The sequence below is a fragment of the Salinigranum halophilum genome (assembly GCF_007004735.1).
Classification (GTDB): domain Archaea; phylum Halobacteriota; class Halobacteria; order Halobacteriales; family Haloferacaceae; genus Salinigranum; species Salinigranum halophilum.
In genome coordinates this window covers 680635-693463 of the sequence record NZ_SSNL01000004.1, presented here as the reverse complement: position 1 = coordinate 693463, position 12829 = coordinate 680635, and the positions used below count along the sequence as shown (strand labels likewise).

Below are 12829 nucleotides of genomic sequence, written 5' to 3'. Positions count from 1 at the left end.
CTGAGAAGTCAATGATTGAGCTGGGGAAGAAGAGCTATCTGGGGAAAGCTAGAGAACGACCAGACCTCGCCAAACAGGTTCTCAAAAAGGCGAAAAACGACGGTTTAGTATCGACGTATCAATCGGTGATGGCCCGACTCGAAGAAGCCTCACCACTGGGATACAGTTGTTGTGGTGAGATTATCGCAGTCGGAGACAATGTAGACGAATTTTCTGTTGGAGATATAGTTGCTTGTGCAGGCGCCGGATATGCGAATCATGCCGAAGTCGCTTCTGTCCCGGAGAATCTTTGTGCCCCTGTCCCAGAGGGCGTGGACCCGGCGAACGCGTCATTCGTCACCATTGGGGCGATCGCAATGCAAGGAATCCGACGTGCAGACCTAAGCCCTGGTGAGCATGTTGCTGTTATCGGTATGGGTCTGATTGGTCAGACAGTTACGCAACTATTGAACGCATACGGATTCCCTGTTCTTGGGCTCGATATTTCCGAGAGCCAGGTCCAGAAAGGCCTTGACGCAGGTGCATCGAAAGGAGCTGTTATCGGCAGTTCAGACGTTGAAGCGATTGCTGAGCAGTTTTCCAACGGGAACGGCGTTGATGCTACGCTTATTGCTGCTTCAACAAAGAGCAACGACCCTGTGGAGTTAGCCGGGAGCATTACTAGAACGAACGGACGAGTGTCTGTCATCGGTCAAGTCGGAATGGACGTTCCGCGAGAACTGTATTACGAGAAAGAACTTGACTTCCTTATCTCGCGCTCGTACGGGCCAGGCCGCTACGATCGAAACTACGAAGAAAAAGGCCTTGACTATCCGATTAGCCACGTTCGATGGACTGAGAATCGGAATATGCGAGAGACTCTTCGACTCCTGGCAGAGGGTCGAATCGATTTCGGGCCATTGCAGACTCACGAGTACAAAATCGACGACGCAACTGATGCCTATGACTTGATTTTAGAGAACCCGAATAACGAAGACTTCACTGGAATACTATTGAAGTACGATCCGGACCGAGAACACTCTGTTATTCAGACAAGTGATAATGCCGACACAAACTCAAATTTTCAAACCCAAAAGAGGAGTGTCCCACTGTCTGTTGGTCTAATCGGCGCTGGAAATTTTGCGAAAGGGAAATTAATCCCGATAATAAATGATATTGAACAGCTCGATCTCCGAGCTGTTGCTTCTGCTACTGGAGTCTCTGCATCTGAAATCGCTGGAAAGCATAATTGCTCGTACTCCACGTCAGATTACACGGAAATTGTCGAAGACGATCGAATTGATCTCGTTGTGATAGCGACGAGACACGATATGCATGCAGAGATTGCTGTCGCAGCACTAAAGAATGACAAAGAAGTCCATTTGGAGAAGCCGGCTGCCATCACTCGAGAAGGACTAAAGGAGCTCGCTATTGCTGCAAAGAACTCGCATGGTCGTTTGATGCTCGGCTTCAACCGACGCTTCGCTCCAGCGACTCAGGAATTTAAGAGGGCTGTGACTGACGGACCCGGTCCAGTGATGATAAATTATCGAGTTAACGCAAATGAGATTCCGGATAATCACTGGATTCATGACCCAGAGGTAGGTGGTGGTCGTATCGTCAGTGAAGTCTGTCACTTTGTTGATTTTGCCCGATTTATTTCTGACTCAAAAATAAGTAAAGTACGAGCCACATCCGCGAAAACCGGTGACGAGACAGTCCCCGTACAGAACGTTGATTTGACCCTCGAGTTTGAGAACGGGAGTACTGCTTCCGTGCTATACACAACACTTGGGGATAACTCACTCCCAAAAGAATTGGTCGAAGGGTTTGGAAATGGATCTGCACAACGAATCAACAATTTCAAAAGTGGAAGGCTCGGATTGTCTCAAGATAAGGGACACGAACAGGAATTTGAGAAATTTGTCGAAGCTATCCTCAGTCAGAGTGAGTCACCTATTCCACTGGAATCGATAATTGAAGTCACTGAAGCAACATTTTCGGTTCAAAAGTCATTGCGCGATAACGTAGCCATTGAACTTAGTAACAACTAAATTCTGGGTAAAAACGGAGTTGAGCTTACTGACTAATCGAACAAGGAACTCAAATGAATAAGACTACTCAATCAGTTATTGTGCCGAGCACACATCACAAACTCTACAAATAAATACAAAATGAAGATTCTTCACATTGCGAGGGCATTTCCTCCTGCATATGGTTACGGTGGCCCTGTGAAGTCCGCGAGCAAATTATGTAAAGAGCTTGTGGATTTAGGACATGAGGTTACGGTATACACTACTGATGCGAACGACTCTGAGAGTAGAGTTGACGTGGATAATCCAGAATGGATAGATGGTGTTAAAGTATATCGTTTTAAAAATTTGTCTAATAATTTGGTGTGGAACTACCGTGTCTCCACTCCTATCCGAATGCTCCGGGCACTTCAAAAAAATATCTCACAGTTCGACTTAGTTCACATTCATGAGTACAGGTCTATGGAAAATGCTTTTGCATATACTGTTGCCAAGCAGAATTCAATTCCAGTTGTTATGCAGCCACGTGGTTCCGTACCTCGGTACACAAAATCGAATCAAAAGTTAGTATTTGACAAGCTCATCGGTGAATCAATGCTACAATCATCTACCGGAATTATAGCTAGTTCAAAAAGTGAATCAGGCTTATATTCCAGTGTTGTCCCACAACCTAATTTACCCCAAGTGTTTCACGTCCCCAACGGGATTGATATTCAAGAGTATTCAGAGGTTCCCGACTTTGGCCACTTCCGAAGGCAACACTCACTGGAAGGTAAATTCATCGTCCTATTTTTGAGCAGAATATCTGAGAGAAAGGGACTTGACCTCCTGATTCGTAGCTTTGACCGTTTTAAGAATCAAAAGCCAAATGCCCACTTAGTCATTACTGGACCAGACACCGGGTATTTAGACAACGTACAAGATCTTGTTGACACGGTTGGCATCAGGGACGCCGTCACATTTACTGGTCCGTTATATAACGAAGAGAAGTTTGAGGCATACCGAGATGCGGACGTATTTGTCCTACCATCTAAAGACAGATACGAATCGTTCGGAAATGTCGTTCTTGAATCAATGTCTTGCAAAACGCCTGTCGTCGTTACAGATGTCTGTGGTGTCTCTGAATGGGTTGACCATTCTGGGTGTAAGAAAGTAAGTCCAACAGTTGAGGGGATACTCGACGGACTGAACCGGATATCTGAGTCAGACATCAACGGTTCTGAACTCCGTCGATTCGTCTTTGATAGCTTCTCGTGGGGCAGTGTTGCTAAAGATACATCTGAAGTGTATGGTGAAATCATATGAAAATATGTATAGTTTCATATATCTACCCGTACCCGGAAAGAGGCTATAATCCTGGAATTGAGCGAGTTGTACAGGAATCAGCAAGAGCGCTCGCTCGACGAGGACATGAGGTCCATGTTATCACCACATACCGAAACGGTGGTGAAAAAAAAGTGTCGAATGATGACGGAGTCATTATTCATCGAATTCCGGACAGCAGGCAGCTCTTAGGGAGGGTCGGCAGTGCTTTCTCACTTGATTTCCTTTCAATCAACTATTCACTCAGATCGTACCGCGACCTGCTAAATTCATCTGACGTGGTACATACTTTCACTCCGATTGTTTGGAAATGCTTCTCTACTCCTCTGATTGCCCATTACCATCACTGGGATGACCCCAATGAACTAATGGAATACCTATATTTGCCATCCAGCCATTGGCTTTGGCTTAAATGCTATGCAATTGCTGACACGGTCATCTCTGTCTCTGAATACTCTGCACAAGATTTGTCACATAGGGGTGTTAACGAAGAAAAAATCCGTATAGTCCCAAATGGTGTGGATCCGGATACTTATCATCCAGGACCATCACAAGTAGATCTTAATCAATGGGAAAACACCCTTTTGTACGTTGGGCCACTCTCGGAGCGAAAAGGTATTAAATATCTTCTTACAGCAATGGACGATATTCTTGAACAGTATTCGGAAGTTGGTTTAATTATCGTTGGCGGGGGCGACAAAAGACACTTACAGAATCTGGCTAAAAATTTAGGTATAGAAAGTCACATTCGATTTGATGGATTTGTCTCTGAAAAATTACTTCCGGAATACTACAGGGCAGCGGATATATTCGTATTCCCGTCATTACTCGAAGGCTTCGGTATGGTACTTGTTGAAGCAATGGCAAGTGGCTTACCAGTAATTAGCACTACATCAAGTGCGATACCCGAGGTAGTTGGGGACGCTGGAATCCTTGTTTCGCCAAAAAGTAGTGCTGAGATCGCTGAAGCTGTTGAGACCCTGATTCTGAATACACGATATGCGCAATCAATTGGTTCCTCAGGGCGAGACCGCGTTAATAACCAGTTCACTTGGGATAATACTGGAAAAAAACTCCAAGAAATATATAATGAATTGCGAGAAAATGATAGTTGATGTAGATACGCGAATTTATTCTCTTGGCTCAGTTTCACTGCGGTCCAGAAACTTATTATAAATAGATAGCATCCCTGTAAGACCCTCAATGAGAACATATCCCGGCGCATAGAGCGGCTGAGAAGCGACTATTTTTATACTTGTAATTAACGACGCTCCTTGGTTAGTATGGTGACTAATTACTTCCTCTTTTTCAAAATCTTTTGAACTCTCATATTTGTCAATGGTGGCAATATAGTGATAACGCTTTTTCAGTAAACCGCGAAGAGATAACGAGCCAACATTATGGTAAATAAGTCCATCGGAAAATCCAATTCGTAGATTATTCATAATCGCCTTATCATTTAGATACTCATCCTCCTTCGCAACCTGCCCCGACTGATGGCCACCTATCTCTCTATATGATTTTGATTGTATAAATCTTAAGTTCCCTTCACGTCCCGCAATTGAGATCTGCTTTCCAATATCAGATGCACGAGCCCAGTACGTGCTACCAACGTTTTTCTCGGGAATAATGAGGGCATCATAGCCAGTTTCAGCCTTGTTTACACAGTCTTTGACAACGTCCTCGCTGAGGAACATATCAGAGTCCACATGAAGAAGATATTTTCCCTCAGCTCTTTCGGCGCCGAATTTCCTTGCGCTAGCTCTACCTAAGTCCGTTGCGTAGGGTTCGACACCTAACTTGCGACAGATTTCCATTGTCTCGTCGGTACTACCACCATCTACGACAACAATTTCAATATCACTTAGAGATTGGCTTTGTATGGACTTGATACATTCTCCGATCGAGCTTTCGTTATTATATGTGGGTATAATGACAGAGACGAGAATGTTGTTCATACACAGTACTCTTCGGATGTTTAAAAAAGATTTCTGGAACACCGTCAAATGAAAAGGGATATTTACGTGCTGAAAAGTTAACATGCTAATGTCGGATGATGGCTCGCTCATTTTGAAAAATGCGAGTTACATATTCGTTGGCTCCGTTGTTGCCAATATAGCATCATTTGGATTTCGGCTATTATTAGCTAGAGAATTTGGAGCTGAAGGATTTGGAACATTTTCTCTTGGGTTGATGATTGTTTCTGTTATTACGACTGTATGCCTGTTTGGCGTTCCTGATGGATTGGTGAATTTTATTGGGAAGTACCGCGCTTCGGAACACCCAGACCGAATATTGGGAGATGTAATCACAGGAACTGTCTTGACCATCGGATTATCACTATTATTCTTATTCACTCTGAGATTATTTTCCAGCGCTATTTCTACAGAAATATTCGGCTCTCCTGAATTAAAACAAATGATGTTGTATATGTCTTTTGTTATACCTGCAAATGTATTGGTGTATCTCAGTAGTTCCATCGCACTTGGATACGAGAAAGGCGGGCTGAACACATTAATCAAACAGATATTCCCCCGATTTTTTCTCATCGCTTTGGCAGCAATTGTAATTTTCTTTGATGGTCAATTACTGGATATCGGTGTTGCTTACTCGCTGTCCATGTGGATGGCAGGTATTATTGGTGCTTATTTTTCGATTAAGTTACTACCAATTCGCAACTTGGACTTGGCTGAATACAATCCGTCTAAATTACTCTCGTTCTCAGCACCTTTGATGTTGACTGCAAGTGTAGGTTTCCTATTGAATTGGACTGATACTGCTATAGTCGGAATTTTTCTCAATGAATCATCTGTAGGTGTCTACCAGGCCTCATTCTTGTTAGGAACCAATCTTAGCATCTTTCTCACCGCCATTGCTAGTAGTCTTTACGCAAAATACAGTGCATTACTTGAAAATAAAAATTATTCTGAGCTTGCACGAAGATACCAAAGCGGTAGACGTTGGGCCGTTTTAACGGCGATCGCTCCCACAGTATACTTGACAGTATTTGCAGGCCAGTCTCTGAGTTACTTATTTGGGGCAGAGTTTTCTCAAGGTAGAGTTGCTTTGATTATTATAGTTTTTGGTCAATTCCTATACATTTTTCTCGGCCCCTCAACGAATCTACTAAAGTCTGCGGATATGTCCAAGTTTGTGTTCTGGACCTACCTTGGTGGTGCGGCTATTAACACAGGTCTAAATATTATTCTTGTGCCGCGAATTGGAATCGTTGGAGCAAGCGTTGGTACCGCTACTGGGTTAGTTGTGATTAAAATTGCACACTATTTGAAAATGACTGGAATAATCGAAATAAAACTGTTTGACAAAAGATTCATACCAAGTATCTCCGCGATCGGTACCGCAGTAATACCGTCTTATCTGCTCTCTCCATTTATTTCATCCCCTGTCCGATTAATATTCCACATATTAGTATTCTCTTCAGTCTACTGTGTTTGTCTATACCTTTTTGGTGGGATTACCGATTCAGAAGTCAAAAAGATAAGGGAATTCTACTGAAGACAGTAACAATAATGAATAATCGACATCACAAGTATTAGGTTTTCTGAGCAGGACCTGAGAGCCATGAAACGCAGGAATTGGATTTTCATCTGCATTTGGGTATGTGTTCTTTCATGGTACTTTCGTATGCGGATACACGGGGTGGGGACTGGATCCCCTATCGCAGGAGGCTTTGGAGCGAATATAGATATGGCCAGATATGCGTTTTCTACCGGGCTCACAAGGCGTGAATTTGAACCCGTCACACAACTGTCGGCATGGATGTATTCGCAAACATATGACTCTGGTTCTATGATGTATGCTATTATTAATATTATTACTGGGACAAGTGGTTCGAGGAGTGGTATCGCGTTTGTAAGGCTGGTTCCATTCGCTGGGACACTAGTAATCCCGGCTTTGTGCTTAGGTTGGTTATCGCGCGTATCAATAAAAAACGGATCTGAAATGTCCCTCAAACATCTTTTTTTAATATTAACATTTTCGCTATTTCCGGCAGAGTCCGCGATATTCATCGCGAGTAACGGCTACCATCCCGGTGGTGTGGCGTTGGGTGTACTGGTCGGAGCATTCATAATAGTTGGAAGCATACAGAGAATATATAGAAGGTTTATATTATTGTCTGTTTTTTCTGCTGCAATCGCAAGTCAATATCATACATTTGCACTTGTTTTCGTATTACTACTCTCTGGAACGTTTATTCTCGACCAAATCTATGTTAAGCTTACAGGCTCCACAAAAAGACTAGTTACGTGGTTGGAAGTTATGACCTTCGGCGTAATCTACACTTCAATTGGAACATTTGCAAATAACCGTGTCTTCGAAATTGTGACCAGAATACTTTTTTTCACTTCTCCCGAAGGTGGTGGGTTTGATACTGTATTTATCAATCGGTTCAATGAGTCTGTCACAAATATATTTACGATCACTCGAATATCAACGGCAATCAGTATCGTCATAGCTTTTATAATACTCGCTTCGTTCATGCTCCTTGTAATTGAAAATATGACTAAGAGAGGACTCAATTTCTTGCGCACTCGGCATATTCGATTGGCATTTTTAATTGTCCCTGCTTTTATACCCATGACGGTAATGCTGTATCTTTGGGGAGGATTTGGACCAGCAATCACTCGAACGATCTATGTTGGCATTTGGTTTGTCGTACTAGCTGCAGCTATTCTACTAGTGGAGGGCTCAACTTCGGTTGAACTGGGTACAGTCGTTGCGATAGTTCTCGTGGTTTCTACCGTAGGGATAGCTGTCGCTTCGCAAGAATCGTTTGGTACTGCTGAAATATCTGTTCAGCAGTCAGACAGTGTTAAGTTTTCTGGCGAATATATACATAGTGAAGACTATATTTTTTCAGATTCCCGACTTGGGTTAGCACTTCTGTATGAGTCACATCAAGCGATAATTGCAGTAAGGCCCTCGAACGACCCGGACTTTACCAAACGACTGAACTCTATCTATTATAATGGGACTTCTTCTGATGGAATATCATCAATTAAAAATATATCCGAAGCACAAACTATATCTCAAAGTGAAGCAGATGACACGTATCTGCTTTTATCAAAAGATATGCAAAATGGCGTGGAAATTTTCGTAACGTATGCACCTCCAACGGAACCAAATTTCTATGAGAAGTATGACCAAGATCATCAAGTCCGCCGAATATTCTCTAATGGAGAAAACATTATTTATAAGATTCCAAATTGATTATTTAAATGCTAACCTCATGGTACTAAATAAATCGAGCATACTACCTCTGGCGAAGGATATTGGCCTCCGAGGTGCATTGACCTCTATTAGATACTCCCTGCGTACCTCCCCTGGAATAAATCTGGTATTTGGGCGAAAGGTCTCTGTATCAATAAAACCGGAAGCAAGTATCGAGTGTAGTGGACGATTCGACTTTGGACTCAACAGTAGTGCTGTACATGACTCTACTGGTGGGTCAAGGTTACGTATTGATGATACTGCTGTAGTACGCATTGCAATGGGTGGTGGTGTCGCTCGGATTGGACCTGGCTCTCATCTTCGAATTGAAGGTAACTTCACTATGGGTGGTTCAAGCTATATTTCCGGAAAATCAAATATAACTTGTAGGGAAGAACTAAAAATCGGAAGAGACTCTGCCATCGCGTGGGGTGTTGATATTATGGATACAAACATGCACCATCATGTTATAGAGGGAGAACTACAAAATTATGAAGCACCTGTAGTTATCGGAGACGACGTTTGGATTGGAGCGAACGCCACGATCCTTCCTGGTGTTACGATTGAAAACAATGCCATCGTGGCTGCTAACAGTGTGGTTACCGGAACTGTAGAATCAGGTACAATGGTTGCCGGGAACCCTGCGTCAGTTGTTGCAACAGATGTGTGTTGGTACTAGCCAAATCATGGATGTAAGTGTTATCGACAAATTCAGTATCGCTGATGGACGTAATAGTGACACTCATATTCCGCAATCACAATGCATAAGAAACAACCAATAGACGTAGCTTGCCTTGTGTCACATCCGATTCAGTATCAGGTACCGCTCTTCCAGAACCTTTCAGACCAATCGGACATTAATTTACACGTATATTTCTGTGACGATCATGGGGTGAATGATAGCTTTGACAAACAATTTAACCGGGAGATTAGTTGGGACATCCCTCTTCTAAAAGGATATGAATCAACATTCTTATCGAACATTTCACCAAAACCCAATCAATCATCTGTAGCAGGAATGGTAAACCCTAGTATCGCTTGGCATATTGTACGGCAGAATACAGACGTTCTTTGGGTACATGGTTGGGAAGGTATAACTCACTGGCTTTCATTCGCTGTTGCTCGCTTTTCAAAGACTCCCATAATCATCAGAGGAGACTCAACCTTAGCTAGCACACAGAGACTCCCCCAAATGCTAAAGAAAACTCGAGAACTCGTATTGCGAACCCTTTTTTCGAATATAAACGCATTTGCAGTTACGGGCACCCCAAACAGAGAGTTTTATAATTCGTTTGGAATATCAGAAAATTTATTATTTGATGCTCCTCTGACCGTGGATAACTCTTGGTTTCAAAAGCGCCATCCTGATCGTGTCTTACAAGCTGAGACTCGAGAGAAGATTGGCATACCTCCTTCCGATATTGTGATATTACAGGTTGGTAAGCTCATCAATCGAAAGAGGGCGGACTTACTTATTAGATTGGTTAAAAAAATAGACAAACAGAACGTTTCTCTACTCTTAGTTGGTGATGGACCTCAAAAAGAAAATTATGAGAGACTGGCATCAGAGCTAGGAGTGTCTGATAGTGTCTACTTTACGGGATTTGTGGAACAATCTGAGCTGCCAAAAATGTATGGTATTTCAGACATATTTGTACTAGCTAGCAATTATGAGCCTTGGGGTTTAGTAATAAATGAAGCGATGAATTTTTCATTGCCAATTGTTGCGTCAGACACTGTCGGAGCGTCTCAAGACTTGATTAAAGAAAATGGTGCCGTATTTAAATCTGGAAGTGTTCGTAGCCTACAAAACCAGATTGAACCATTTGTGTCCGATGACAAATTAAGATTGTCTGCAGGAATTGAATCAAAAAAACTCATTAACGATTGGTCAATTGATTCTACAGCACGAGGAATAATTGCTGCTGCGAAGTACTGTTTGAATTGATTGGATTTCTACTTTTATCCACATTCTAGCTTTGTTAACATACAAATTTCAATAGCACCCTGTGTTCGACTCAAAAAGTCGGCGTCATCTTCTGGGACGGAGACGGTACGAACGCGGACGCGAACGACGCTTTCCTCAAGATGCTGGGCCTTGACTACGATGACGCGCTAGGCACGTCGCGGCGAGACCTCTCGCCCGAAGGAGTTCTACCGAGCCGGAAAGTGCCACCTCATTGAGGTCGAAGAGAACGGGAGCGGCGTCTCCTACGGGAAACAGTACTACTACGCCAACGGCTTGTGCTGTGGGGCTGTTCGAATCTCGGCGGCTGAACGCCACCGACAAGGTCAAATTCGTTATCGACATCAGCGAACGCCGAGAGAGCGAAGAGGCGGTACGCGAGAGCGAGGCGCGACTCGAAGCGTTCGTCACGGCAACCTCAGACGTCGTCTACCGCATGAGCCCCGACTGGTCGGAGAACAGTGTAGACCACGGCGGCGCGGGTGTGACCGTCCGGGTCGGACCACTCACAAACGGCTTCTCTGTCGAGGACGACGCTCCCGGCGTTCCGGAGGGTCTTCATGTGTGATGATTCCGGAGATTCGAAAACAAACGGTTCGTCTGAATCTAAACCCTGCGATTTGTCGATTAATTTTCAAACTATAACACAATCGGACGTCGCTATGGTTCACCCCGATTAGGCTGTGACTCTTCGTTGAATCGAACTCGTCTCCGATTCAATTCCCCCAAAGCCGCTACCGATACTACACTCCGTACTCATCCCCGACTCGCTTAACTCGAACCTCCCCCGTCTCCACGAGCGACTCGAGATTGACCAGCACCGACCGTGAATTGGTCCCGAGCGCATCCGCCACCTCAACCGTCGTTACAGGCTCTCCACAATCCAACACGGAGAGTACCTGCTCGTCCGTCAGCTCTGTTTCGTAACCATGGTCTTCGCCGTGAAGCGAGAGCCCCCGCTCTCTTCCACGCGCAACGACCTCGGACCCGTCGACTAGCTCAAGAGCACCGATTCGCTCGCCACGCTGTTTCGCATCCGCAGTGAACCCGGACGTCGTCACCACGATAACCCTCGATGCCTCGAACTCGTCGTCGACCAGGAGACCAGCGACCCGTTGAACGGTCTCGATACCGACGTCACGCTCTGTGTACCGTTTCACCTGAATGAGGACGTGATCACGCTCGTTCTCGGCAATGACGTCGACACCGCTGTCTCGAGTCTGTTTCGTGAGACGGCAGCTGTACCCCTGTGCCCCCCAGAGGTCCGCAACGTACTCCTCGAAGCCGCGGGGCGTCAGTCCGGTCAACACGTCCAACTCGACCACCGTTGGGACACCGCCGTCGTCGGCTGACGTCGCTGCTGGCTCAGCGCCTTCCATGTTCGACGCAGCCGGATTCGAAGCCTGAGTGACAGACTCGGGACTTCGGACGACAGTACAATCAACGAGTAATGCCTTCGAACGACGTCGGGTGCCAGTAATCGTTTCCACCACGTCCGAGTCGCGGACCTCACAACCCACTATCGAGGTCCCCATCGCGTCGATCATGTCGTAGGCGTAGCGTCTCGACACGTCGGTACACTCTCGGATCTCGTGCGGGCCGACCGAGACCGTCTCCGAGTCAGTGTGCTTTGCGAACGCGAGTTCCAGGACGACAGCGTACTTCTCTTCCTTACTCGTCATCTCGGCACTGACAGTCTCGAGCGCGTCTAGTCGTGCTTCGAGCCTCTCGACTGCCTCTTCGAGCGTAGTTAGTCGATCCGCTACCGACTCCTCGTCGACGCGTTCACTCACGGCGTCGACCCTCGCGTTGGCGGTGAAAACGAGGACAGCATCGGTGTCTCCGTTTCGAGAAGTGTTACACTCGCGACAGTGACGTGTCCAAGCGATCGTCGACACGCTGTCTGACTAGCGCTCGATGGATGCGTGCCAGCGAGTCACGACAAGGTGGGTGAGACCAACATCCATGTCTCGTTCAGCCGATGCGGCCCATCTCGCCCCCGACGTCGTCCACCGCACCAGCTCGCGCTTCTCTGTTGAGAGGCACGACATCGCGTGGGGCGAGGATATCACACTCGGTGGGAGGCTATACAGTCGATCCAGCATGGGGCAGAATTAACCAACACTGTCGAAAAGAGTTGGTTAACACTGTTACACACTCTCGTCGTCCCCTCACCGAGCGAGAGACGCCCGTCGTCACGCTCCCTGTCAGTCGCCGACGACCGAGACCGTGTTCTTCCGCCTCGAATCAGTATGCTCCGCCACGCTGCCTGGCAGGTGAAAGCAGACGAAATCTC

At 45.5% G+C, this 12829-nt stretch carries 11 protein-coding genes; 9 read left to right on the top strand and 2 right to left on the bottom strand.

Annotation, left to right across the window (positions count from 1 at the left end):
* The first annotated feature begins 11 nt into the window (after positions 1-11).
* From E6N53_RS12000 to E6N53_RS21580, 3 genes are all read left to right on the top strand, one after another.
* On the top strand, positions 12-2033 hold the full coding sequence (locus E6N53_RS12000; RefSeq protein ID WP_201741134.1) for a bi-domain-containing oxidoreductase: 2022 nt from the start codon (positions 12-14) through the stop codon (positions 2031-2033).
* A gap of 120 nt (positions 2034-2153) precedes the next feature.
* Complete coding sequence (locus E6N53_RS11995; RefSeq protein WP_142859566.1) at positions 2154-3317, top strand: glycosyltransferase; 1164 nt, start codon at positions 2154-2156, stop codon at positions 3315-3317.
* The gene (locus tag E6N53_RS21580; protein WP_142859564.1) at positions 3314-4450 is read left to right on the top strand and encodes a glycosyltransferase; all 1137 of its coding nucleotides are present in this window, start codon (positions 3314-3316) and stop codon (positions 4448-4450) included. The genes E6N53_RS11995 and E6N53_RS21580 overlap by 4 nt, the downstream gene beginning before the upstream one ends.
* 15 nt (positions 4451-4465) lie before the next feature.
* On the opposite strand, the gene E6N53_RS11985 is transcribed toward E6N53_RS21580, so the two are convergent.
* Positions 4466-5293 carry a glycosyltransferase family 2 protein gene (locus E6N53_RS11985; protein WP_161596553.1) on the bottom strand — a complete coding sequence of 276 codons (828 nt, stop codon included), beginning with the start codon at positions 5291-5293 and terminating at the stop codon, positions 4466-4468.
* Between the two features lie 88 nt (positions 5294-5381).
* On the opposite strand from E6N53_RS11985, the gene E6N53_RS11980 reads away from it, so the two are divergent.
* The 6 genes from E6N53_RS11980 to E6N53_RS11955 all read left to right on the top strand — a co-directional run bounded on the left by E6N53_RS11980 (position 5382) and on the right by E6N53_RS11955 (position 11101).
* On the top strand, positions 5382-6851 hold the full coding sequence (locus tag E6N53_RS11980; RefSeq protein WP_161596552.1) for a flippase: 1470 nt from the start codon (positions 5382-5384) through the stop codon (positions 6849-6851).
* 192 nt (positions 6852-7043) lie between these two features.
* The gene (locus E6N53_RS11975; protein WP_142859558.1) at positions 7044-8567 is read left to right on the top strand and encodes a hypothetical protein; all 1524 of its coding nucleotides are present in this window, start codon (positions 7044-7046) and stop codon (positions 8565-8567) included.
* Positions 8497-9246 carry an acyltransferase gene (locus E6N53_RS21525; RefSeq protein WP_303645105.1) on the top strand — a complete coding sequence of 250 codons (750 nt, stop codon included), beginning with the start codon at positions 8497-8499 and terminating at the stop codon, positions 9244-9246. The genes E6N53_RS11975 and E6N53_RS21525 overlap by 71 nt, the downstream gene beginning before the upstream one ends.
* Positions 9247-9327: 81 nt before the next feature.
* A complete protein-coding gene (locus E6N53_RS11965; protein WP_142859553.1) occupies positions 9328-10515 on the top strand; it encodes a glycosyltransferase in 1188 nt (395 codons plus the stop codon).
* A gap of 59 nt (positions 10516-10574) precedes the next feature.
* Complete coding sequence (locus E6N53_RS21635; protein WP_142859668.1) at positions 10575-10751, top strand: PAS domain-containing protein; 177 nt, start codon at positions 10575-10577, stop codon at positions 10749-10751.
* A 65-nt stretch (positions 10752-10816) separates the two neighbouring features.
* A complete protein-coding gene (locus E6N53_RS11955; RefSeq protein ID WP_142859551.1) occupies positions 10817-11101 on the top strand; it encodes a hypothetical protein in 285 nt (94 codons plus the stop codon).
* A gap of 175 nt (positions 11102-11276) precedes the next feature.
* Here E6N53_RS11955 and E6N53_RS11950 read toward each other — a convergent pair whose 3' ends face one another.
* Positions 11277-12326, bottom strand: a complete 1050-nt coding sequence (locus E6N53_RS11950) for a restriction endonuclease (protein WP_142859548.1) — start codon at positions 12324-12326, stop codon at positions 11277-11279.
* Positions 12327-12829: the final 503 nt, after the last annotated feature.

Bases quoted from the DNA above. Each gene is read 5' to 3' on its own strand.
- E6N53_RS21580 (WP_142859564.1), top strand. From the start codon at position 3,314: ATGAAAATATGTATAGTTTCATATATCTACCCGTACCCGGAAAGAGGC.
- E6N53_RS11985 (WP_161596553.1), bottom strand. From the start codon at position 5,293: ATGAACAACATTCTCGTCTCTGTCATTATACCCACATATAATAACGAA.
- E6N53_RS11980 (WP_161596552.1), top strand. From the start codon at position 5,382: ATGTCGGATGATGGCTCGCTCATTTTGAAAAATGCGAGTTACATATTC.
- E6N53_RS21525 (WP_303645105.1), top strand. From the start codon at position 8,497: ATGACCAAGATCATCAAGTCCGCCGAATATTCTCTAATGGAGAAAACA.
- E6N53_RS11995 (WP_142859566.1), top strand. From the start codon at position 2,154: ATGAAGATTCTTCACATTGCGAGGGCATTTCCTCCTGCATATGGTTAC.
- E6N53_RS12000 (WP_201741134.1), top strand. From the start codon at position 12: ATGATTGAGCTGGGGAAGAAGAGCTATCTGGGGAAAGCTAGAGAACGA.
- E6N53_RS11965 (WP_142859553.1), top strand. From the start codon at position 9,328: ATGCATAAGAAACAACCAATAGACGTAGCTTGCCTTGTGTCACATCCG.
- E6N53_RS11975 (WP_142859558.1), top strand. From the start codon at position 7,044: ATGGCCAGATATGCGTTTTCTACCGGGCTCACAAGGCGTGAATTTGAA.